Origin of the sequence: Microbacterium memoriense (genome assembly GCF_025398275.1) — a bacterium.
Classification (GTDB): Bacteria; Actinomycetota; Actinomycetes; order Actinomycetales; family Microbacteriaceae; genus Microbacterium; species Microbacterium memoriense.
Window position 1 is genome coordinate 134,726 of sequence record NZ_JAODOR010000010.1, and the last position, 22,732, is coordinate 157,457.

18 protein-coding genes are annotated in these 22,732 nt (G+C 69.7%); 6 read left to right on the plus strand and 12 right to left on the minus strand.

Annotated features, from left to right (window positions below; all coding sequences use genetic code 11):
* Window positions 1-46: 46 nt before the first annotated feature.
* On the minus strand, window positions 47-1,264 hold the full coding sequence (rocD, locus tag N4R40_RS08865; protein ID WP_315902493.1) for an ornithine--oxo-acid transaminase: 1,218 nt from the start codon (window positions 1,262-1,264) through the stop codon (window positions 47-49).
* Window positions 1,261-2,139, minus strand: a complete 879-nt coding sequence (gene ddaH, locus N4R40_RS08870) for a dimethylargininase (RefSeq protein WP_261607003.1) — start codon at window positions 2,137-2,139, stop codon at window positions 1,261-1,263. The genes rocD and ddaH overlap by 4 nt, the downstream gene beginning before the upstream one ends.
* 186 nt (window positions 2,140-2,325) lie before the next feature.
* Between ddaH and N4R40_RS08875 the strand changes: the two genes are divergently transcribed.
* Complete coding sequence (locus N4R40_RS08875; RefSeq protein WP_261607004.1) at window positions 2,326-3,045, plus strand: hypothetical protein; 720 nt, start codon at window positions 2,326-2,328, stop codon at window positions 3,043-3,045.
* A gap of 214 nt (window positions 3,046-3,259) precedes the next feature.
* Here N4R40_RS08875 and N4R40_RS08880 read toward each other — a convergent pair whose 3' ends face one another.
* Window positions 3,260-6,886 carry a bifunctional proline dehydrogenase/L-glutamate gamma-semialdehyde dehydrogenase gene (locus N4R40_RS08880; RefSeq protein ID WP_261607005.1) on the minus strand — a complete coding sequence of 1,209 codons (3,627 nt, stop codon included), beginning with the start codon at window positions 6,884-6,886 and terminating at the stop codon, window positions 3,260-3,262.
* Between the two features lie 152 nt (window positions 6,887-7,038).
* On the opposite strand from N4R40_RS08880, the gene N4R40_RS08885 reads away from it, so the two are divergent.
* The 3 genes from N4R40_RS08885 to N4R40_RS08895 all read left to right on the plus strand — a co-directional run bounded on the left by N4R40_RS08885 (window position 7,039) and on the right by N4R40_RS08895 (window position 9,200).
* Complete coding sequence (locus N4R40_RS08885) at window positions 7,039-7,926, plus strand: LysR family transcriptional regulator (RefSeq protein WP_261607006.1); 888 nt, start codon at window positions 7,039-7,041, stop codon at window positions 7,924-7,926.
* Between the two features lie 87 nt (window positions 7,927-8,013).
* On the plus strand, window positions 8,014-8,601 hold the full coding sequence (locus tag N4R40_RS08890) for a hypothetical protein (protein WP_261607007.1): 588 nt from the start codon (window positions 8,014-8,016) through the stop codon (window positions 8,599-8,601).
* A complete protein-coding gene (locus tag N4R40_RS08895; protein WP_261607008.1) occupies window positions 8,598-9,200 on the plus strand; it encodes a DUF4352 domain-containing protein in 603 nt (200 codons plus the stop codon). The genes N4R40_RS08890 and N4R40_RS08895 overlap by 4 nt, the downstream gene beginning before the upstream one ends.
* 392 nt (window positions 9,201-9,592) lie before the next feature.
* Here N4R40_RS08895 and N4R40_RS08900 read toward each other — a convergent pair whose 3' ends face one another.
* A complete protein-coding gene (locus N4R40_RS08900) occupies window positions 9,593-10,963 on the minus strand; it encodes a hypothetical protein (protein WP_261607009.1) in 1,371 nt (456 codons plus the stop codon).
* 42 nt (window positions 10,964-11,005) lie between these two features.
* The gene (locus N4R40_RS08905) at window positions 11,006-11,566 is read right to left on the minus strand and encodes an acyl-CoA thioesterase (protein WP_261607010.1); all 561 of its coding nucleotides are present in this window, start codon (window positions 11,564-11,566) and stop codon (window positions 11,006-11,008) included.
* Window positions 11,567-11,663: 97 nt separating this feature from the next.
* Here N4R40_RS08905 and N4R40_RS08910 point away from each other — a divergent pair, with 97 nt between their 5' ends.
* Entirely contained in the window at window positions 11,664-12,182 is a 519-nt protein-coding gene (locus N4R40_RS08910) for a GNAT family N-acetyltransferase (RefSeq protein WP_261607011.1), read from the plus strand.
* 186 nt (window positions 12,183-12,368) lie between these two features.
* Here N4R40_RS08910 and N4R40_RS08915 read toward each other — a convergent pair whose 3' ends face one another.
* From N4R40_RS08915 to N4R40_RS08930, 4 genes are all read right to left on the minus strand, one after another.
* Window positions 12,369-13,478: a cytochrome b/b6 domain-containing protein gene (locus N4R40_RS08915; protein WP_261607012.1), complete on the minus strand. Its 1,110-nt coding sequence runs from the start codon at window positions 13,476-13,478 to the stop codon at window positions 12,369-12,371.
* A 746-nt stretch (window positions 13,479-14,224) separates the two neighbouring features.
* Window positions 14,225-15,214 (minus strand): electron transfer flavoprotein subunit alpha/FixB family protein, encoded by a 990-nt coding sequence (locus N4R40_RS08920; protein WP_261607013.1) that lies wholly within the window; start codon window positions 15,212-15,214, stop codon window positions 14,225-14,227.
* Window positions 15,215-15,225: 11 nt separating this feature from the next.
* A complete protein-coding gene (locus N4R40_RS08925; RefSeq protein ID WP_261607014.1) occupies window positions 15,226-16,002 on the minus strand; it encodes an electron transfer flavoprotein subunit beta/FixA family protein in 777 nt (258 codons plus the stop codon).
* Between the two features lie 88 nt (window positions 16,003-16,090).
* Window positions 16,091-16,867 (minus strand): enoyl-CoA hydratase-related protein, encoded by a 777-nt coding sequence (locus tag N4R40_RS08930; protein ID WP_261607015.1) that lies wholly within the window; start codon window positions 16,865-16,867, stop codon window positions 16,091-16,093.
* 154 nt (window positions 16,868-17,021) lie between these two features.
* On the opposite strand from N4R40_RS08930, the gene N4R40_RS08935 reads away from it, so the two are divergent.
* Window positions 17,022-20,693: a choice-of-anchor I family protein gene (locus N4R40_RS08935; protein WP_261607016.1), complete on the plus strand. Its 3,672-nt coding sequence runs from the start codon at window positions 17,022-17,024 to the stop codon at window positions 20,691-20,693.
* 85 nt (window positions 20,694-20,778) lie between these two features.
* Here N4R40_RS08935 and N4R40_RS08940 read toward each other — a convergent pair whose 3' ends face one another.
* The 3 genes from N4R40_RS08940 to N4R40_RS08950 all read right to left on the minus strand — a co-directional run bounded on the left by N4R40_RS08940 (window position 20,779) and on the right by N4R40_RS08950 (window position 22,705).
* Window positions 20,779-21,957: an acyl-CoA dehydrogenase family protein gene (locus tag N4R40_RS08940; protein ID WP_261607017.1), complete on the minus strand. Its 1,179-nt coding sequence runs from the start codon at window positions 21,955-21,957 to the stop codon at window positions 20,779-20,781.
* A gap of 65 nt (window positions 21,958-22,022) precedes the next feature.
* A complete protein-coding gene (locus tag N4R40_RS08945; RefSeq protein WP_261607018.1) occupies window positions 22,023-22,433 on the minus strand; it encodes a type II toxin-antitoxin system VapC family toxin in 411 nt (136 codons plus the stop codon).
* Window positions 22,430-22,705: a type II toxin-antitoxin system VapB family antitoxin gene (locus tag N4R40_RS08950; RefSeq protein WP_261607019.1), complete on the minus strand. Its 276-nt coding sequence runs from the start codon at window positions 22,703-22,705 to the stop codon at window positions 22,430-22,432. The genes N4R40_RS08945 and N4R40_RS08950 overlap by 4 nt, the downstream gene beginning before the upstream one ends.
* Window positions 22,706-22,732: the final 27 nt, after the last annotated feature.

A 22,732-nucleotide genomic window follows, 5' to 3' on the forward strand; every position in this document is an offset into this window, starting at 1 on the left:
CATCCCCCGTCGAGTGCGCTGGATGCTGCCGGGGAAGCGGCGCGGGTCAGGCGGACAGCACCAGGCGCAGCTGCTCGACGGCCCAGTCGAGCTCGGTCGCGCGGACCACGATCGGCGGGGCGATGCGGATCGTCTGGCCGTGGGTGTCCTTGACGAGCACCCCGCGCGCGAGGAGCTTTTCGGCGATCTCGCGCCCGGTCCCGAGAGCGGGATCGATGTCGACGCCGGCCCAGAGGCCCGCGACGCGGACCGCGACGACGCCGTGCCCGGTGAGCTCGTCGAGCTTTGCCGCGAGATGCTCGCCGAGCGCCGTCGCACGGGTCTGGAACTCGCCGGATGCCAGCATCTCGACCACCCGGAATCCGACCGCGGTCGCGAGCGGGTTGCCCCCGAAGGTCGACCCGTGCTCGCCCGGGCGGATCACACCGAGCACGTCACGGTTCGCGACGACGGCCGACAGCGGCAGAATGCCGCCGCCCAGCGCTTTGCCGAGCAGATACATGTCGGGGACGACACCTTCCCGGTCGCACGCGAACGTCGTGCCCACGCGGGCGAGACCCGACTGGATCTCGTCGGCGATGAACAGCACGTTCCGTCGGTCGCAGATCTCGCGGATCGCTCGGAGGTACCCCTCCGGCGGGATCACGACGCCCGCCTCGCCCTGGATGGGTTCGACGAGCACGGCTGCGGTGTTCTCGTCGATCGCTGCCTCGATCGCAGCGGCATCCCCGAACGGCACCGAGACGAACCCCGGCGTGAACGGGCCGAAGCCTTCACGCGCCTGCGGGTCATCGCTGAAACTGACGATCGTCGTGGTACGGCCGTGGAAGTTTCCGTCCGCAACGATGATGGTGGCGGCGTCCGGGGCGACGCCCTTGACGCGATACGCCCACGCCCGCGCCACCTTGATGCCGGTCTCAACGGCTTCGGCGCCCGTGTTCATCGGGAGGACGAGGTCCTTGCCGCAGAGGGCTGCCAGCGCTCCCGCGAACGGCCCCAGCTGATCGTTGTGGAACGCACGACTCGTCAGCGTGATGCGGCCGAGCTGCTCGGTGGCGGCGGCGACGAGGGCCGGATGCCGGTGACCGAAGTTCACGGCCGAGTAGGCCGAGAGGAGGTCGAGGTAGCGCTTGCCTTCGACGTCGGTGACCCATGCGCCCTCACCGCGGGCGATGACGACCGGCAGCGGGTGATAGTTGTGGGCGACGTGCGCGTCTTCGGCGTCGATGAGCTCGGCGACGGCGTCCGGAGCGGTCATGGTCATCGGTTTCCTCGCAGTTCGAGCGTGCAGCACTTGATTCCGCCGCCGCCGAGCAACAGCTCGGACAGGTCGACGAGCACCGGGTGGTAGCCGCGTTCGCGCAGCTGGGCTTCGAACCCGGTCGCGCGCGGCGAGATGAACACGTTGTAGCCGTCGCTGGCCGAGTTCAGCCCGAAGACGGCGCCGTCCTCATCCGAGACCGTGATCGCGTCGGGGAAGCGTTCTTCCAGAATGCGGCGCGATTCATCGTCGAACGCGGCGGGGAGATAAGCGATGTTCGCCTTTTCCACGCCTCCCGGACCCTCGACCGGATCGAGCACCGAGATGGCGGTGTCGAGGTGGTAGAACCGCGGGTCGATCAACCGGAGCGAGACGACCTCGCGGCCGAACACCTCGGCGATCTCGCGGTGGCTGTCGCCCACCGACCGGAACCCGGTGCCGGCCAGGATCGTGTCGCCGACCAGCAGGAAATCTCCCTCGCCTTCCTGCACCTCGATCGGCTCGATGACCTCGAACCCGTTCGCCGCGAACCAGTCCATGAAGGGTCGTTCTTCGCCGCTGCGTTCGGCCACGCGGAAACGCACGCCCAGCGCACGTCCGTCGATGATGAACCCGCCGTTGGCGGTGTAGACCATGTCGGGGAGCCCCGGGACGGCGTCGATCAGCTCGACCTCGTGGCCGAGTGCCAGGTAGGTGTCGTGCAGCGTCTGCCACTGCGCGACGGCCTTGGCCGTGTCGGTCGGCTTCGCCGGCTCCATCCACGGGTTGATCCGATAGCTGACGGTGAAGTGCTCGGGGCGGCACATGAGGTACCGACGTCGCTGCTGGATGCGCCCGGTGCTCTGCACGGACTCGTGGGCCTGTCGAAGGATGGACATTTACTCGCTCCTCGAATGAAGGGCGGCGGACGCTGTCCAGAGGCCCGTCGGCGCTTCTCCTCCCCGAGTGACACCGGGAAGGAAACGTCGAGGCGGGCACGCCGGACTCCATTGTGCCAGATCGGCCCGGCGGCAACGTGAGCGAAGTCCGAGCGCGCGCACAGCGATGTGAGTAGATTTTTTCTCATGGCGAGACGCACCGGGGAAGAAACACGCGCATTGCTGATCCGCGTGGGGATGCAGATGGTCCTCGAGCGCGGCGTGAGCGCGGGCATTCAGCACATCCGACTGCAGGACGTTCTGCGGCGCGCGGAGTTGACGACGGGCGCGGCCTACCGCCTGTGGGCCGATCAGACCGACTATCAACGCGACCTGGCGGTGGCGATGGTGCGTCTGAGGCTGAGCAGTCCGGCGGATTACGTGCGGGATGCCGTGACCGGGCTCATCGAGGCCGGCGCGCCGGGCGATGACATCATCCGGGCCGCGGCGAACGCGCACGTGCGCGCCGCCACGAGTGACGTCGATGACCCGGACGAGGCACGGGATGCGCAGTCATTCCTGATCGCACTCGCCCTGCGCACCGCCGCGGACACCTGGCCCGAGCTCAAGGCGGCCAGTCGGGAGCGTCACGATGAGTCGATCGCGGCGTTCGACGAGTTCTACGGATTTCTGATGTCGTCGTATGGGCTGCGGATGAAGTCACCGCTGACGATCACCGACTTCTCCGAGGCGATGGCCGCACTCGGCGAAGGATTCGCCGTGCGGGCGCTCGAAGGCATCCCGCATCCCCGGATCGAGGCGGGCCCGGACGACGACGTGCCGGCCGGACCGTGGACGCTGTTCGCGCTCGGAGTCCGCGCGCTCGTGAACGAATTCATGGTGCCGATCGCGCCCCGCGCGGCCTGATCGCCTGCGGGCGCGGGGATGCCCCGGGGCCGAGAGATCAACCTCGACCCCAGAGCGACACTCCCCCCGGTGTGCCTTCTGGTAGGAGTTCGGGTCCGACCATTGTGCTGGAACTGGAGACTCCTCCTGCGGCGCTCCCCAGAAGCGCCGTCATCATCGTCCCTCCGTATCGCCCCGGCATCCAGAAAGATAAGTTGTTTCTCTTTGGATCGTCTCAAATCACATCGACGAACGTCGGGTCGGGATTCCCGAATCGATGCGCCGTGATCGCGAGCGCCTGCTCGTGCAGGAACGGCAGGAGTTCGATCCGCCCGGCCGTCGTCACCGGGTTGTCGTAGACCGCGACGTCCGGGTCGCCTCCCGTCGACTCGGCGAGCGTGCGGTGCATGTCGGCGACGGATGCGGGTGTTCCGATGAGTCGCACGCGTCCCGGGCGATCGGCGGCATCCGGCTGCAGCCGCGCCGTCCACTCCGCCTCCGTCTCGACCGACACCGGGACGTTCAGCTCTCCGAGGGCACGGCGCACACCGGCAGGCAGCCCGACCGGTGCACTCAAGGTGACGGCCGACCCGGCCCGCACTCCGGCGATGACGACGCGCAAGACCTCGTGCCACGCGGCATCGCCGGCGGCGCGGATCGCGACATCGACCGGTCGGTAGCGGAAAAGATTGCGCTCGACCTCCAGGTGAGAGACATCGCGCACTCGGCCGAACTCACGATCCCAGGCGATCGCATCCGACAGCGCCCCCCGGCGAAGCCACTCGAATCCGTCGTAGTCGAGGCTGGGCTGAGCCGATTCGATCAACGTCGTGATGCGGGTATCGAGTCCGCGCAGGTGCAGTGTCGATGACGGCGCGCCGCTCGCCGACGGGCGCCACGACCCGAGCCCGATCAGGTAGTTGGGACCTCCGGCCTTCGCACCGGCGCCCACCGCGGAGCGCTTCCAGCCGCCGAACGGCTGCCGCTGGACGATCGCGCCGGTGATCCCGCGGTTGACGTAGAGATTGCCGGCCTGGACCTCGTCCAGCCACAGGGCGAGGTCGTCGGGGCTCTGCGTGTAGAGCCCCGCCGTCAGACCGTACGCGACGGCGTTCTGCAGCTCGATCGCGTGAGTGAGAGACGCTGCGTGCATGATCCCGAGGACGGGACCGAAGAACTCCTCCCGGTGCATGCGGGAGTCCGGCCGCACTCCCACGCGGATGCCGGGTCGCCAGAGCCTTCCGGCGAGGGAGGGGTCGGCATCCTCGACGGGGCGCGGTTCGACAAGCCACCGCTCGCCGTCTTCCAGCGTCGACAGCGCCCACGCGAGCTTGCCCTGGGGCACCTCGACGAGCGGCCCGACCTCGCTGAGCGGATCGGTGGGTGCGCCCACGCGGAGGGATTCCACGGCATCCACCAGCTGCCGCGCGAAGCGCTGCGAGCGCCCGACCGGACCCACCAGGATCGCGATCGACGCAGCGGAGCACTTCTGCCCGGCGTGACCGAATGCACTCTTGACGAGATCGGATGCCGCCAGATCCAGGTCGGCGGACGGCATGACGATCATCGCGTTCTTGCCGCTCGTCTCGGCCAGTAGCGGAAGCTCAGGTCGCCAGGAACGGAACAGCGCAGCCGTCTCCCACGAGCCGGTCAAGATCACCCGGTCCACATCGGGATGCGAGAGAAGCTGCTGCCCCAGGTCACCTTCGTCGATGTCGACGAGCGCGAGGACATCCCGCGGGACCCCCGCCTCGTCGAGCGCCTCCCACACCGCTTCGGCGACGACCGCGGCGCAGCGCCGAGCCTGTGGCGCAGGTTTGAACACGACGCCCGATCCCGCGGCGAGCGCCGCGAGTACTCCGCCGGCCGCAATCGCGACGGGGAAGTTCCACGGCGGAGTGATGACCGTCACCTGCGCGGGAACGAACACCGCACCGCTGATGCTGTCGAGTTCGCGCGCCGTCGCGGCGTAGTACGCAGCGAAGTCGACCGCCTCGCTGACTTCGACATCGGCCTCGGCGAACACCTTCCCGGTCTCGGATGCCGCGACCTCGATCAATTCGCCGCGCCGCCGCTCGAGTGCGCGTGCCGCACCCTGAAGGACGAGCCCGCGCTCGGCCGCCGGCGTCGCACCCCATGCCGCTCCCGCCGTGCGCACCTGGCGGAGGGTCTCTTCGAGAGCCACGGGATCGTCTAGTCGGGCCGCGGCGATCGTGCTTTCGCCGGCGTCGGACGTGGCCACCCGGCCGAGGATCTCCCGCGCCCATGCGCGGTTCGCGGGAAGTGCCGGATCAGTGTCGGGCGCATTGCGGAAGCCCGGGGCACCCTCGGTGGGCTGCGCCGATTCACGCGGCGAGAAGACGGCCGTCTCGACATATTCCTGCCCCGCTCGGGCGATGCCGAGCACGGCCTGGGTGAGCCCCTCCGCCGCATGCTCGCCCGTCTCGCGAGTACGCTGAATGGATGCCGGAGCCTCCGCGAGAGCGCCCCGGTCCTGCCGCCGGTTGGCCCCCACCGGCAGCGCCGGATCGCCGGCGCGCTCCACCGAGGCGATGAAGCGGTCGCGCTCGCGCGCGAACAGACGCGGGTCATCGTGCAGATCGAACGCGGCCGAAAGGAAGTTCTCGCTCGATGCGTTCTCCTCGAGGCGCCGTACGAGGTAGCTGATCGCGACGTCGAACTCGTCCGGCCGGACCACCGGGACGTACAGGAGCACGTGACCGACGTCGGCGCTGACCGCCGCGACCTGCCCCTGGGCCATGCCGAGCAGCATCTCGAACTCGACGCCGTCGGTGACGCCACGCTCGCCCGCGAGCAGCCACGCGTAGGCGATGTCGAACAGGTTGTGGCCGGCGACGCCGATGCGCACGGCATCCGTGTGCTCGGGCCGCAGGGCTTCATCGAGGCACCGCAGATAGCTCGCGTCGGAGTCGAGCTTGCTCGCGTGCGTGGCAAGGTCCCAGCCGTGCATCACGGCATCCACCCGCTCCATCGCGAGGTTCGCGCCTTTGACGAGGCGCACCTTGATGCGGGCCCCACCGGCCGCCACGCGCTGCTGCGCCCATGCGGTCAGCTGCTGCAACGCCGGCAACGCATCGGGGAGGTAGGCCTGCAGGACGATGCCGGCCTCGAGGCTCTGCAGCCGCGGGTCCTCGAGGATGCGCGTGAACACCGCGATCGTGAGATCGAGGTCGCGGTACTCCTCCATGTCGAGGTTGATGAAGGTCGCATCGGCGGATGCCGTCAGATACAGCGGCAGGAGGCGCTCGACGACCGACTCGACCACTTCGTCGAAGGCCCACATCGAGATGTGGCTCGCGATCGCCGACACTTTCACCGACACGTAGTCGACGTCGTCGCGGTGGATGAGGTCATGGATGCCGTCGAGCCGGCGCTTGGCTTCGGCTTCGCCGAGGACCGCTTCACCGAGGAGGTTGAGGTTCAATCGTGCGCCCGCGGAGCGGAGCTTCGCGATCGCGGGCCCGAGCTTGTCGGGGCGCGCGTCGACGACCAGGTGGCCGACCATCTCGCGCAACACGCGTCGGGCGATCGGAACGACCGGGGTGGGGAGCACGGGCGCGACCGCGCCCCCGAGGCGCACGGCTCCGCGCAGATACCAGGGCAGGAAGCCCGGTACGAGTGGCGCGACCCGCTGCAGATTCGCGGCCGCGGCGGCGTACGACTCGGGCCGCATCACTCCGTCGACGAATCCGATCGTGAAGGGCAGTCCGTGCGGGTCTTTCAGCACGCCCGCGAGGCGTTCTGCGGCGGGGTCGGCGGCGACGTGAGCGGCTTCCTGTACCCAGCGCTCCGCCAGCGCGATCGACTGTTGCACCCGTGTCGAAAGGTTCTGCTCGGGCATGCCGGCCTCCTCGTGCGAAGCCGTCTCGGCGCTCGCGTTGTCCCCAGACTGCCTCGTCTCCATCCGTTCAGCGTGCGGCACGACCATGATTCATGAAAAGCGATGATCTACGATCAATATTGTTCACCTTCATCGATGAATAGGCGGCTGCCGTGTTCGAACTGCGTCGCCTGCGCCTGCTGCACGAACTCGCCCTCCGCGGGACCCTCGCGGCTGTCGCCGAGGCCCTCTCCTACAGCCCGTCGACCGTGTCGCAGCAACTCGCCCAGCTGGAGCGGGATGCAGGGGTGCCGCTGCTCGTCGCGGACGGGCGACGCGTGCGCCTCACGGCGCACGGCCAGGCCCTGGCCGTGCACGCGGCGCGGGCACTCGCGGCGGACGAGCGGATCCGCGGAGAGCTGGAGGAGCTGCAGCCCGGCATCGCGCCGGTGCGCGTGGCCGTCCTCCAGACCGCCACGCACGCCGTCGTTCCGGCCGCGCTCACGCTCCTCGGCGAGCGCGCGCCCGATCTCCGTGTCGAACTGGTCGAAGTTCCGCCCGAACAGGGACTGTTCGAGCTGGCGGCGCGCGGGTTCGACCTCGCGATCGCCGAGCAGTACCCGGGACTCACCCGCGAGCTCCGGCCGGGACTCGACAGGCGGGCGCTGGGCACCGACCCGGTGCGTCTCGCCACCGACGGATCCCGCGCCCCGCTCGCAGCGCTCGCGCACCGCGCATGGGTCTTGGAGCCCACCGGGACGGCGGCACGAGAGTGGGCCGTGCAGCAGTGTCGGGCGGCGGGATTCGAACCCGACGTCCGCTACGAACTCGCCGACCTCGGCGCGCACGTCGCACTCATCGCGGCCGGTCACGCCGTCGGCATGCTTCCCGATCTGCTGTGGGCGGGCGGGGCCGCGCCCGTCACCCTCACGCCGCTGCCGGGCGATCCGGCCCGCGAGATCTTCACCGCCGAGCGTCGCTCCAGCGCATCGCGTCCCGGCATCCGTCTGGTGCGTGAGGCGATCGCGGATGCCTTCACGACAGCGGGCCTTATAGCCTGAGCGAGTGAGGATGCCCCCGGCCCGGACGAGAAGAGCGCGACGCCGCGCCCGTCGCGCTTCGCCCGGCTCCAGAAGGCGACCGATCGGGTGCCCACGAAGTGGTTCGCCGCGATCGGCACCGGACTCTTCCTCGCCGCGACCGCCGCCTTCGGCGGGCTCGCGCCGGTGGCCGTCGCCGAGCCGACCCTTCCCGAACTGACAGCGGGCGACGTCCATACGAGCGCGCAGCTGAAGGTCACCGTGGAGCGCGCGGTCCTGATCGACTCCCTCCAAGGTTCGGGCGTCACCCCGGACAGCGATCGTGGCGAGCGCCTTCTCGTCGTGCTCGCGCAGGTCGAGAACCTGTGGGATCGACCCCTGTCCTCGGCTGGATCGGAGAGCTTTCTGCAGGCGGTACTCCGCGAAGGAGACTCTCGCCCCGCGGGCGCCGTGGTCCGGGAAGACGACCAGACATCGCCGCTCTGGCTGCAGCCGAATGTGCCGGCGCTGCTGGTCTACACGTGGGCGGTGGGCCCGGACGACTATCACGAAGGCGAGAATCTGACCCTCGTCGTCCAGGATGCCGCGCTCATCACCGGCCAGCTCCTTTACACGGGCGAGGACTGGGGCGACTACGCCCCGGCCGCGACGGTGACGGTGCCGCTCGAAGATGCCGGATCGGAGTCCGACGAATGACGCGGGCGGTGTCGTGGATCATCGCCCTGGCGATGGTGGTCGCGGCGTGGTTCGTCGCCGGCGCGACTCCCGATGGTGAGCAGCGGCTCGCCGACCCGTTCCCCGTCGTGGCGGAGCTCGGGGAACCCATCGATGCCGACAATCTCGCCGTCACCGTCCACGAGGTGCAGCGCGCCGACCGAGTGTCGACGAGCGGGTGGTTCGCCGAGGGCACCTGGCTCGTCGTCTCGCTCGATGCGGCCCTGATCGAACGCGAGCCCGCATCGCTGGGCCTTGCCTACCTGAGGGTCGGGGATCGAACCTTCCTCGCGAGCGAGAGAGTGAAAGCCTACGATCCCGACGCAGCGATCAGCGGCTGGGGCCTGCACGTCGGCATCCCCCAGTCGGGAACCCTCGTGTTCGAACTCCCGCCGGATATCGCCGGCGACGATCGCGCCGCCGAGGCGGTTCTGCAGCTGTCCGTCGGGACCCCCCTCCCCGGACTCTCCCCGTCCGAGAATCAGCAGGGGTCCGCCGTCATCGAGCTGCCGGTCGATCTGACAACCCTCGAGCGAGCGGCCGAGTTCGCCCTCCCCGACACCGCCTGGACGAACCCGTGAGCGCCGGGTGGTGGCGCCGGAACGCCCTCGCGCTGGCGGCACTGGTCGTTCTGATCCCGGTGGGGGTGTGGGCATTCGACACGATCGAGTTCGGGTCCGTCCGCAACGCCCAGCGCGACGTACCCGCTGACTCCGGCACGCTCGTCGGCGACTGGAAGTTCGAGGTGCCGGAGATCACATCGATCGACCCGGAGGAGATCGGCGCCCCGTCCGGGAGCGACCCGGTCGTCGTCCGCGTGCGTGTGGCACCCGGTCAGGATGCGATCCAGTGCAGCGTCCCGGTGCTCATCGACCCGGAGACCGGACGCGAGTGGTGGCCGAACTACTCGCTGGACTGGACTCGCGACGACGATGAGCTCGGGTTCTGCCCCAGCGCGACCGACGATGGGGGCTCAGCGGTCCCGTTCGACCTCTCCGGTCTCGTCCTGCTGCCGGGCGATGCCCCCGACCGGTTGCTCGTCGCGATCACGAGTAGCCGCGACACCGACGCTGTTGCCACTGACGTGCGATTCGACGTCACCCGCTGAGCGGTCGGCATCCGCGAGGGCGGTGACGGTCTGGTCGTATGTCGCTGCGATCACCGCGACACGGAGGGGTTCGACCAGGAGCGTGGCGATCATGACGAGCGCTACCGACATCGGCACCCAGAACCCCAGATACTCGTGCGGCCCGAGGGCGCGCGAGACACCGATCAAGAGCCATTGCAGGCCGAACTCCACCACCGTGAACAGCAAGATGTATCCGCCGATCAGGACGGGCCCGGCGCGCCACATCAGCACGATCGCCGCGCCGACCGGCCGGAAGCGCGAGACGACCAGGCTGTCCCAGAAGTCGGAGATGCGTCGACGCGCGCGCGCCGGGATCGAACCGTACCGCGCGCGCACGCGGGTGAAACGCGTCCCGCTCAGCCGCGGCGTCGTCGCCTTCACCGCCTGCCCGTAGATGACGCCGGCAATCGTCAACCAGGCGAGCGGGAGCAGGATGATCCCGCCGACTTCGCCGAGGAGCCACCCCACGCCGTCCCACAGGATGCCCAGCGGCGCGAGCCATCCGGTCAGTCCGTCACGAAGGTCGCCCAACCACACGGTGCCTTGTCGCGTCTCGACCCACCCCGTCACCAGGCCGACGAGGTCGGTGATGAGGTAGGCCGCGAGGTACACCCACAAGGCTTCGAGGTAGACCGCGACGACCCCGAAGACACGGCGCGACCCGAAGGTGTGCGGCACTCGATCTCCGTAGCGCTTGTAGGCCCACCGTCCCACGAACGCGATGACCAGAAGGCCGATCGTCAAGGGATTGATGCCGAGGTCGTCGATCGTCCCGGCGCTGTCGAAGTCGCGGCCGTTCAGGGCGGCGCTGAACCCCCAGATGAACTGCCACTCGAACGCATCGTTCGTGTAGGTGATCACGTCCTCACGGATGAACCCCCACGCGGCGTAGAAAGCGACGAACGGCAAGATGCCGCCGAGGACACCGCTGAGGAACGCGTCACGCCGTTCGGTCGGGTCGCTGGGGAGCGGTGCGAGGCCGCGGAGGCCCGGCATCCCGTCGCGCACGACGAGGAACATCGCGACGTAGGCGATCAGCAGCGCAAGGGCCGCAACCGGCAGAAGCAGGATGCCACCGACCGCGTTCTGTGCGCCGACGAAGGACGCGAGCTTGAGCACCAGGAAGTGCACGAGCGTCCCGCCGAGCAGCCACGCGAGCAGCGCAGGCCAGTGCGCGAGCCACACGCGGCCGGCGCGGACGAGAACGGAGAGCACGCGTTGAGGCTAACGGCATCCGTGCGCGCGGCGCGACGTGCGTCAGCTCCAGACGCTCGGCGCGGGCGATTTCGTCGAGGGCAGAGCCGAGGCTTTCGCCCACTCCGTGATCCAGTCCGGCAGGGGCGGCAGGTCGTCCGGACGGTGCAGAGCCTCGAACAGCTCCTCGGTGTTCACCACGCCGCCCGTGCGGCGGAGGAACCGCGCGCGCACGATCATCTCTGCGTAGACCTCGCCATCGACCACGGCGCGGTGGATCTGATAGACGGCTTTGTCGTCGTGCCCGTAGAGGCGTGACTCCACCGTGAAGCGTTGCCACAGCTGCAGCGACTTGCGGAACGTGACCGATTCGCTCGCGACGACCGCGTACCAGCCCTGGGCGTTCATCGCATCCCAGATGCCGGTGCGGATGAGCAGGTCGAAGCGACCGAGGTCGAACAGCGACGCGTAGCGGCCGTTGTTCATGTGTCCCAGGAGGTCGATGTCGGTGGGCATCGTGCGCAGCCGGATCCGACCCACGCTGTGCGGCGGAATCGGCCCACGCCGGTGCAGAAGCACCTTCGCGCGCCAGATCGTCAGGAGGGATCGCCACCACACATTCACGAAGCGCGATGCTAGCGCGAAAGCCTGTGTTTCCTGACGTGAGGGCGGCGGCATCCGTCGATTTCAGATTTTCATAGGGTCGACGTAGAGTCTGGCCATGGAAGCCACCGTGGATTCAACTGCGCAGACCGACATCGTCGTCCGTCCCGTGCGTGACGTGGATGCCGAAGCTCTCGGCCGCGTCCACGCGACGTGCTGGCACGAGACCTACGACCACCTCATCAGCAAAGCGGCACTCGAGAAGGTGTCACCCAAGCGTCTCGCCGAACTGTGGACCCACTGGGCCGCGCAGGGCGAGGACTTCCGCATGTTCGCGGCTCTCGCGAACGGCGAGATCGTCGGCTTCGTCGGTTCGGGCCCGGCCCGCGATCGCGATGCGCCGCGTGCCCGCGAGCTGTACTTCATCTACCTGCTCGATGCCTTCCACGGCACCGGCACGGGTCAGCTGCTCTTCGACTCCGCCGTGCACCCCGATGAGGACGTCTATCTCTGGGTCGCCGAGGACAACCCCCGCGCCCACCGGTTCTACACGCGCAACGGGTTCACGCTCGACGGTGCCACGCACACCGAGCCGTTCCTCGGCGAGACGCTGACCGAGGTCCGCTTCACCCGCTGACCCGCCGCTCCGCTGGCATCCCCTTGCCGGCATCCCCGTGCCGTTTCGGCGCGCGCGATCTCCGCAGAATGTCGACATCTCCGCACCCATCCGGCCGATCGCCTGCGGAGATCGCTGCATTCTGCGGAGTTCATGACGGCTGAGGAGGCCGACGGGCACCGGGATGCCGGCGGTGTGAGCGAGCGGTCAGCGCCCGCTGACGTTGCCGAAGAGGCGCGCGATCGGCGCCAGCACGAGCGGGCGGGCCGCGACCCACGCCGCTGCGATGACCACGAGCGACGCGAAGAACATCCAGAATCCGGTCCAGTTGTCGGCATAGGCGACACCGTCGACCGATCCCTGCGCCGCGTACATGTGGTTGAGGTTGCGGAGTGCGCCGGTCGCCAGCACGAGCGCGACGTGGATGAAGATGAACACCACGAAGAACAGCATCACCGGGAAGTGGACCTTGCGGGCCCAATCGATCGGATACGCCGCAGACAGTCGCGCATTCTTCTTCGGCCAGAGACCACTCATCCGGTAGCCGGTGATCGCCGCGAGCGGCGCGGCGATGAACACCGTCGAGAAGTAGGCAAGCTGCTGCAGCGAGTTGTAGTTCACCCAGCCGTTCTCGGTCGGCCAGTCCAGCGAGACGTATTGCAGGGCCGCCGACAGAGCATTCGGGATGACGTCCCAGCTCGTCGGGACGATCCGCATCCACTGGCCCGTGACGAACAGCAGCGCGAGGAAGACGACGCCGTTCACGAGCCACAGGATGTCGAGCGACTGGTGGAACCAGATCGTGAGGCTCGTCTTGCCCTTCGGGTTGTTCTTCGGCGTCCAGAAGACGGATGGCCGCTTCTCGGTGCGGATCGTGAGCCCCGACCGGATGATCAGGACCATGAGGAACACGTTGAAGAAGTGTTGCCACCCGAGCCACGCCGGGAACCCCACGGGCGCACCCTCCGGCAGGTGGTACTCGCCGGGGTAGGTCACGAGGAAGTCCTGCATGACATCGAGGCTGAGGAAGGCCCGAACGAACACGACCGCAAGCGCCGCGGCGAACAGCAGTCCGCCTCCGCCGATGATGACCGCGCCGGCCCACTGCGCCTTCGTGAAGGGTCCGAGTTTCTGCGGCTCCGGCTTGCGCGGCGGCCGGTGGTACGCGGCGCGACCCGCCCAGACCGTCTGCGGCACGGTGAGCGGTGCGCGTGGGGGTTCGGTGGATGCCGGGGCCCGCGCTGCCGGCGCGGGTGCCGATGGCGCGGCCGCACGGTCGGCAACAGGTGTCGCGATCTGCCCAGACGGTGCTGCCACGGGGGCAGATTCCGCCACCTGTCCGGGGGCTGAGTCGGCAGCATCCACAGTGGGGGTCACAACCTGCCCGACCCCGGCGACCGACCCCACCGGATGCGCCACCTGCCCTGCAAGCCCGGGCGCACGCGGCGCCGTGTCCGCTGGGGGCCAGGGCTCGCCGTGCGCCGCGCGAGGGAGTCCCCGCCGCACGAGCGCGGGCCCGCCATCAGCCACAGGTGTCGCGATCTGCCCAGACGGTGCTGCCACGGGGGCAGATTCCGCCACCTGTCCGGGGGCTGAGTCGGCAGAATCCACAGTGGGGGTCACAACCTGCCCGACCCCGGCGACGGAACCCACCGAATGCGCCACCTGCCCTGCAAGACCGGGCGCACGCGGCGCCGTGTCCGTTGGGGGCCAGGGCTCGCCGTGCGCCGCGCGAGGGAGCCCCCGCCGCACGAGCGCGGGCCCGCCATCAGCCACAGGTGTCGCGATCTGCCCAGACGCGGCCGCCACGGGCGCAGATTGCGCCACCTGGTCAGGGCCCAGGGCACTCACGCCCCCCGGGCTGGTCGAGAGGTCGGACGGTCGAGGCGCCGCTTCGCCACGCTCAGCGACCGGCGTACCGTCAGCGGCCGCAGCAGATTCAGCAGCTATCCCCGCATCCGCAGCAATCTCGGCGACAGGGACGGCGGATGCCGGCGGCCAGGGGTCACCCCCGACGACGCGAGGGAGGCCGCGGCGCAGCCCGGGGAACGAGGCCATCGGCGCTACGCCTTCTTGGCCTGAAGGGCGGCGATCAGCTGCGGGACGACCGTGAACACGTCACCTACGATGCCGAAGTCGGCGATGTCGAAGATCGGCGCATCGCCGTCTTTATTGATCGCGACGATCGTCTTCGCGGTCTGCATGCCGGCTTTGTGCTGGATCGCGCCGGAGATGCCGAGTGCGACATACAACTGCGGCGAGACCGAGACGCCGGTCTGCCCGACCTGGGCCGCGTAGGGGATGTACCCGGCATCCACCGCGGCGCGTGAAGCTCCGACCGCCGCGCCGAGCGCATCGGCGAGCTGCTCGACGAGGACGAACTTCTCCTGCGAGCCGAGTCCGCGCCCGCCCGCGACGACCTTGCCCGCGCCACGGAGTTCGGGACGACTGGATGCCGCGACTTCCGCCTGGAACGATTCGATCGTGGCCGCGGCGGCCCCCGACGGCGTGACCACGAGCGGCTCGACGACCGGCGCGGCCACAGCTTCGGCCCGCGCGTCGACGGCGCCCTGACGGAGCGTGATGACGGGCGCGCCGAACGTCGGCGCGGAGGTCACGTTGAACGATCCGCCGTAGACGGAGTGCTGCGCGAGGATGCCGTCGTCGTCACGGGTGAGGCCCACGGCATCCACTGCGAGCGCGAGCGAGGCGCGCGCCGCGAACCGACCCGCGATGTCGCGCCCCTCGATCGAGTTCGAGACGAGGACTGCCGCGGGACGCACGAGTGCGTGAGCGGCGGCGAGCGCATCGACGAGCGGCACCGACAGCGCCGTGTCGGCGCCGCCGAGGTCGGCCGTCAGCACGACGGCGGCTCCCCGTTCACCGGCGGCAGCCGCAAGGGAGGCCTGCGCGTCCACACCCGCGACGACGAGCGCGACGGGGGTCCCGACTGCGGCCGCGGCGCCGAGGAGCCCGGCCGTCGACGTGGCGAGCTCGCCCGCCGGAGCGACCTCCACCAGCACGAGGACCGAGTCCGCTGCGAAATCCACCATCACACTCTCCCTTACGCCAGTCGGTTTTCGATGAGGAAGGCGGCGAGCTTGTCGCCGGCATCCCCCTCGTCGACGATCTTCACGCCGGCCCCGCGGGGCGGCTTCTCGCTGACCGTCGTCATGATCGACTGGGGCGCGAGCGCCGGGTCGACGTCGACGCCGAGGTCATCGAGCGACACGGTCTCGAACGGCTTCTTCTTCGCCGCCATGATGCCCTTGAAGTTCGGGAACCGGGCATCCGGCAGCGCTTCGGTGATCGAGATCACGGCTGGCAGCGGCGCGCTGATCTGCGCAACGCCCGCGTCGCTCGAGCGTGTGCCCGAGACGCGATCATCAGCGATCGTCACGGCCGACAGCGCGGTCGCGTGGGGTACGCCCAGGTGCTCGGCGAGCATGGCGGGGAGCACTCCCCCGGCGCCGTCGGTCGAGAGGTTTCCGGTGATGACGAGGTCGAATCCGGCGCGTGTCACCGCGGCGGCGAGGACGCGCGCCGTCACACCGAGGTCGGCGCCGGCCAGTCGGTCATCCACGATCTGCAGAGCGGATGCCGCCCCCATCGCGAGTCCTTTCCGCACGGTGGCGGAAGCCGCCGCAGACGCCATCGAGACGACGGTGACGTCGGAACCCGGGTGCGCATCGGCGTGGCTCAGCGCCACTTCGAGGGCCCGCTCACCGATCTCGTCGAGCACGCGATCGGACGCCGCCCGATCGGCAAGCCCGGTCTCGAGGTCGAGCTTGCGGTCGCCATAGGTGTCGGGGACTTCTTTGACCAGCACCACGATCTTCATCGGTTCTCCTTCGCGATGACTTCATCCTACGAGATGCGACTGAGTGCCGCGAAGCGTGGAACTGAGATTCACGCCGATCGTGGAGGACTCAGCGGTGGGTGAAATTCGCCGATCGCTTCTCCCGGAAGGCAGCCATGCCCTCCTTCTGATCGTCGAGGGCGAACAGCGACGAGAAGACCTGCTTCTCGAACCGCAGGCCCTCGGCGGCCGTGGTCTCCAGAGACGCGCGCAGTGCCTCTTTGGCGGCATAGACGACCGGCAGCGATTTGGCCGCGATCGTCTCGGCGACCTTCTCCGCCTCGGCGAGCAGATCGGCGGCGGGCACCACCCGCGAGACGAGCCCCGCACGCTCGGCCTCGGCGGCATCCATCATCCGCCCGGTCAGCACGAGTTCGGCCGCCTTGTAGTAGCCGACCGCGCGAGGGAGCCGCTGCGTGCCCCCGAGCCCGGGGATCACTCCGAGGGTGATCTCGGGCTGTCCGAAGCGCGCGGTGTCGGCGGCGAGGATGATGTCGCACGTCATGGCGAGCTCGCAGCCGCCGCCGAGCGCGTACCCCGCCACCGCGGCGACGACGGGGGTGCGCACCCGGCTGAACGCCTCGAGGCCGACGAAGGGGTTCTGCATCGCCATGTCCCGCGACGACTTGCCCTCCATCTCCTTGATGTCGGCGCCCGCGGCGAAGGCCTTCTCCGAGCCGGTCAGCACGATGCATCCGACGGCGTCGTCGGCGTCGAAGGCGGATGCCGCGTGCGCCAGCTCGTCGACGAGTGTCGAGTTCAGTGCATTGAGCGCCTCGGGACGGTGGAGGGTGATCCAGCCGACGCGTCCTCGCGTCGAGGTCAGGATCGAGGTGTACTCGGTCATGACCCCATCGTGTCACGCGCGCCGTCGCCGCGCCCGTTTCTCGCGGAGGGTCCAGCGGTGCGCGCCGCCCCCTGCCGTTCACCTCTGCGTCATACGAGCGCCACGCGCCGCGCGTAGGCAGGAGGCATCCCTGCCCACCCATCCGAGGACATCGATGCGCTCTTCCGTCCGACGTCGTGCGATCGCGGGGGCCACCACGGCCGCCCTCGCCTGCACGCTCGCCTTGACCCCCCTCACCGCAGCTTCGGCCGCGCCCGCCCCGACACCGCCCGTTGCGTACTCCGCCGACGACGCCGCGATCTCACTGACCCCCATCGGCACGCACCGCACGGGCGTGTTCGAAGCGTCGGCTGCCGAGATCGTCGCCGCCCACGGCGACCGCCTGTTCGTCGTGAACGCGCAGGCGGGCGCCGTCACGGTGCTCGACGTCACCGACCCGGCCGCACCGGTCGAGCTGTACGAGATCACCGCAGACGGCATCGCGAACTCCGTCGCCGTGCGGTCCGACGGCCTGGGTGTCATCGCCCTCGAGGCGCCGACCAAGACGGATGCGGGTTCGCTCGTGTTCTTCGACGCGGATGCCGCAGCGCCCACCATTCTCGGATCGGTCACCGTCGGCGCCCTGCCCGACATGGTCACCCTCTCGAAGGACGGCGCCTTCGCCGTCGTCGCGAACGAGGGCGAGCCGGCGGGCGACTTCTCGATCGACCCGGAGGGCTCGATCGGCGTCGTGACGCTGCCCGCCGCCAAGCAGGCACCTGGGCAGAGCGCCGTGCGCATCGCCGGATTCAGCGCGTTCGAAGGCGCGAACCTGCCGGCCGATGTCCGCGTGTTCGGCCCCGACGTGGCCGCGCCCGACCAGGGCGAGCGCCCGCTCGAATCCAACCGCGTGAGCCGCAACCTCGAGCCGGAGTACGTCACGATCGACGGCGGCACGGCATACGCCGCGATCCAGGAGGCGAACGCGATCGCGGTCGTCGACCTCGCGTCCGCGACCGTCACCGACCTCTTTTCCCTGGGATTCCAGGACCACGGGCTGGCGGGCAACGGTCTCGACGCCAGCGACCGCGACAAGGCGATCGACATCGCCACCTACCCGGGCCTGAAGGGCATCTACATGCCCGACGGCATGTCGTCGTACCAGGCGGGCGGCGCGACGTACCTGGTCACCGCGAACGAGGGCGACGCCCGCGAATGGGGCGACTACATCGACGAGGCGCGGGTGAAGGACCTCGGCAAGAAGGGTCTCGCGGCGGTCTGCGCCGACAGCCCGCTCGCCGCGCAGAAGGCGGATGCCGACCTCGGTCGCCTGAAGATCGCCACCGACCTCGGCATCGCCGACGGCGCCGACTGCTACAGCGAGCTGTACTCCTACGGCGGGCGCTCCTTCTCGATCTGGACGACCGACGGCCGGCAGGTCTTCGACTCCGGCGACGGCTTCGAGCAGACCCTCGCGGCCGCTGTGCCCGACTACGTCAACTCGGGTCACGACGAGACCGGCTTCGACACGCGCAGCGCCGCGAAGGGCCCCGAGCCGGAGGGTGTCGCCATCGGCGCGGTGAACGGACGGACCTATGCCTTCGTCGGGCTTGAGCGCGTCGGCGGCATCATGGTCTACGACATCACGGACCCCGCGGCATCCACGTTCGTCACGTACGTCAACAACCGCGACTTCGCGGCAGGCGTCGATCCGAGCGCCGCCTCGCTGGACCTCGGCGCCGAGGGTGTGACGTTCATCCCGGCGGAGTCCTCGACCACCGGCGAGCCCCTGCTCGCGGTAGCGAACGAGGTCTCGGGCACGACGACGCTGTTCGCCATCGACGACGGCCTCACCGACATCCAGGTGCTCACCGTGAACGACTTCCACGGTCGGCTCGAGGCCGATCTCCGCAACGGCGTTGCCGGTGCCGCGGTCGTCGCCGGTGCCGTCGACGCGTTCGAGGCGAAGAACCCGAACACCCTGTTCGTCTCGGCCGGCGACAACATCGGAGCGTCGACGTTCACGTCGTTCATCCAGCAGGACCACCCGACCATCGATGCGCTGCTCGCCGCGGGTCTCGACCTCGGCGCCGTCGGCAACCACGAGTTCGACGCCGGATTCGTCGACCTCACGGGCCGCGTGCTGCCCCGCTTCGGCAGCGGCGACTTCGGCCTCGGCGCCAACGTGTACCTGCGCGGCACGAAGACGCCGGCGCTCCCCGAGTACGCCGTCCGTGAGGTCGACGGTGTGCGGGTGGCCTTCATCGGCACCGTCACGCCCGACGCGGCTGCGATGGTGACACCGACCGGGATCGCGGGTATCGAGTTCGGCGACCAGCGCGAGGCCGCCGATCGGGTGGCGGCGGAGATCACCGCGGCGGATGCCGCCGACGTGATCGTCCTGCTCACCCACTCAGGATCGGCGACTTCGGTCTGCGCGAACGTCGCCGCCGACACGAGCACCTTCGGGACCCTCATCCGTGAGGCGTCGCCCGACATCGACGCCATCGTGTCGGCGCACACGCACCAGACGTACGCGTGCGAGATCGACGGACGCCCGGTGATCCAGGCGTCGGAGTACGGCAAGGCGCTGGGCACGCTGCAGCTGTCGGTCGACTCCACAACCAAGGAGCTCGTCTCGATCGCAGGCGGCGTGCAGCCGCTCGTCGTCGGCGGGACGGCGGCGTTCCCGGCAGATCCCGCCGTCGCGAAGATCGTGGCGGATGCCGTCGCGGTCGCCGTCGAGAAGGGCGCCGTCGAGGTCGGTGCGATCAGCACCGACATCCTCCGCGGCGGCACACCGGCCGGCAACGACCGCGGGGTCGAGTCGACGCTCGGCAACACCGTCGCCGACCTGTACCTGTGGGCCACCTCGAACGAGGACTACGCGGGCACGCCGGCGCAGATCGGTCTGATGAACCCCGGGGGACTCCGCACCGACCTGCTCTACGGCACGGACGGCACCGTCACCTACCGCGACGTCGCGAACGTGCAGCCCTTCGCCAACACGCTGGTGACGGTGACCCTCACCGGCGCGCAGCTGAAGGCCGTGCTCGAAGAGCAATGGCAGCCGGCGGGGTCGGAGCGGCCCAAGCTGCATCTCGGCGTCTCGGACGGATTCTCGTACCGCTACGACGAGTCCGCCCCACGCGGATCGCGGATCGTGTCGATGGCGTTCGCGGGCAAGCCCGTGACGGCGACCGAGTCGTTCACCGTCGTAACGAACTCCTTCCTCGCCGCCGGCGGCGACAACTTCGTCACCTTCGCGGCCGGCACGGACCGCACCGACACCGGGCAGGTGGACCTGGCGGCGACGGTCGCCTACTTCGTGGCGCACGACGTCGTCGACCCGTCGCCGCTCGGGCGCGCGCTCGTCGGGGCCGGCACACCGGTCGACCCGACCGACCCGACCGAGCCGGGCGCGGGCGAGGGCGAGCTGCCCGAGACGGGCGGCGACGCCGACTGGGCGACGATCGACATCGGATCGGGCCGGGTCGAGCAGGGCGGCGCCCTTCCGGTCGTCTTGTCGGGTCTCACCCCGGGGCAGCAGATCGGCGCGACGCTCTACAGCGACCCGATCGTGATCACCGGGATCCCCACCGCGGGGCTGGACGGACGGACGGCGTTCACCGTGCGGGTTCCGTCGAACCTCGCGCTCGGCGCGCACACGCTCGTGATCAGCGCGCCCGGGCAGGTCGACATCCGCGTGCCGGTCGAGGTCGTCGCTCCGGGCACGCTCGCCGCGACCGGCGGCACGTTCCCGATCGGGTTCGTGACGGTCCTGGCGCTCGGCGTGCTCGTCGCGGGAATCGTGCTGACCGTGCGGCGGCGGGCGAAGCTGAGCTGACCACTCACACGCAGCAGCGTCGGATGCCGGGCTCTCCGGCATCCGACGCTGTCGTTCGGGACCCGATCGCGCAGCGCGCCGGGGCTCAGCCTCCGACGACCTCGCGACCGATGATCACGCGCATGATCTCGTTGGTCCCCTCGAGGATCTGGTGCACCCGCAGGTCGCGCACGACCTTCTCGATGCCGTACTCCTGCAGGTAGCCGTAGCCGCCGTGCAGCTGAAGCGCCTGATTGGCGACCTCGAACCCGGCATCCGTGGCGAACCTCTTGGCCATCGCGCACTGCACCGCGGCGTCGGGCGCACCCTCGTCGATCGCGCGCGCCGCGTCGCGCACGAGCGCGCGGGCTGCCTGCAGCTGCGTCGCCATGTCGGCGAGCGTGAACACGACCGACTGCCGTTCGGCGAGCGCCTCGCCGAACGTGAACCGCTCGTGGACGTAACGGACGGCCCGATCGAGCGCCCACTGCGCACCGCCCAGCGAGCAGGCGGCGATGTTCACGCGCCCGCCGTCGAGCCCCTTCATGGCGATGCGGAATCCGCCGCCGAGCTCGCCGAGCACGGCGGATGCCGGCACCCGCACTTCGTCGAGGATCACCTGTCGCGTCGGCTGCGCGTTCCAGCCCATCTTCTGCTCGTTCGGCCCGAAGCTCAGGCCTGCGGCATCCGCGGGGACGAGGAACGCCGTGATGCCGTCTGATTTCCGCGGTTCCTGAGCCTGTCGAAGGGCGCCGGTGCGCGCCATGACGACGTAGACGGAGGCTTCCCCGGCGCCGGAGATGAACTGCTTGACGCCGGTGAGCACGTATTCGTCGCCGTCGGCGATGGCGCTCGTCGTGATCGCCGCGGCATCCGACCCGGCACCCGGCTCGGTGAGGCAGTACGCGCCGAGGTCCTGCATCGTGACGAGGCGCGGCAGCCATGCGCGGCGCTGCTCGTCGGTGCCGTTCGTGTCGATCATCCACGCCACCATGTTGTGGATCGAGATGTACGCCGCGATCGTGGGATCGCCCGCCGCGAGAGCTTCGAAGATCGCGGCGGCGTCCTCGCGCTGCAGCCCCGAGCCGCCGACGTCCTCGCGGATGTAGATGCCGCCGACCCCCAGCTCGCCGGCCTCGGCGAGCACGTCGCGGGGGAAATGCTTGCGGCGATCCCAATCGAGCGCGTTCGGCGCCAGTCGGGTGGCCGCGAACTCCCGGACGGCCTGGAGGATGGCGTCCCTCTCATCGGCGGAAAGGGTCGTCGGGGTGGCGGTCACGCTCATCTGGTCACGTCCTCGTGAGACAAATCGACATCATCGTCAGCGCCCGGTAGAGCACATTGCTCAGTCTAGGCGAGGCGACGCTCCGGGCCGAGGGCTGCGGGGATGTCCGTCGCGGCGAAATCCTCGCCGACGAACAACAGCTCCTCGTTCTGCGCGGTCGCGAGGGCGTAGCTGAAGCAATCCCCGAGGTTGAGCGCCGCGCGGTGGCCGCTGCCGCGGCCGAAATCACGGTAAGCCTGCTGCGCGATGCGCGCCTGGGCGGCATCGAACGGGGCGATCTCGACCTGCCATGCCGCGAGCAGGCGATCGACCATGCGATGCACCTCGGGGCGGCCGTAGCGCTGCACGACCGCGGTGAGCTCGACGAGCGTCGCGGCCGAGATCCGGCCACCCCCGGCCGCCAGAAGCCCGGCGACCTCCTCGTGACCCTGCTCCTCCTCGATCACCGCCATGACGGCAGAGGTGTCGACGATCACCGCGGCACACCCCGCTCGTCGTAGAGTTCCGTGCGCTCGTACTCTCGCCACGTGCCCGGCGTCCCGGCGATGCTCGCGCGGATCCCCTCGAGCAGCCGGTCCGCCGTCCGGCGCCGCGCGGCGACGCTCGCGGTGAGCTCGCCGTCACCGGCCAGCTCGTCGACGCGTCGGCGCACGGCATCCTCGATCGCGCTCGTCTTGGATGCTCCCGTCAAGGCCGCGAGCTCCGTGACGAGGGCGACCGTGCGCTCGTTCTTGATGTTCAGCCCCATGCGGGGCGATTCTACGCTTCCCGGGTC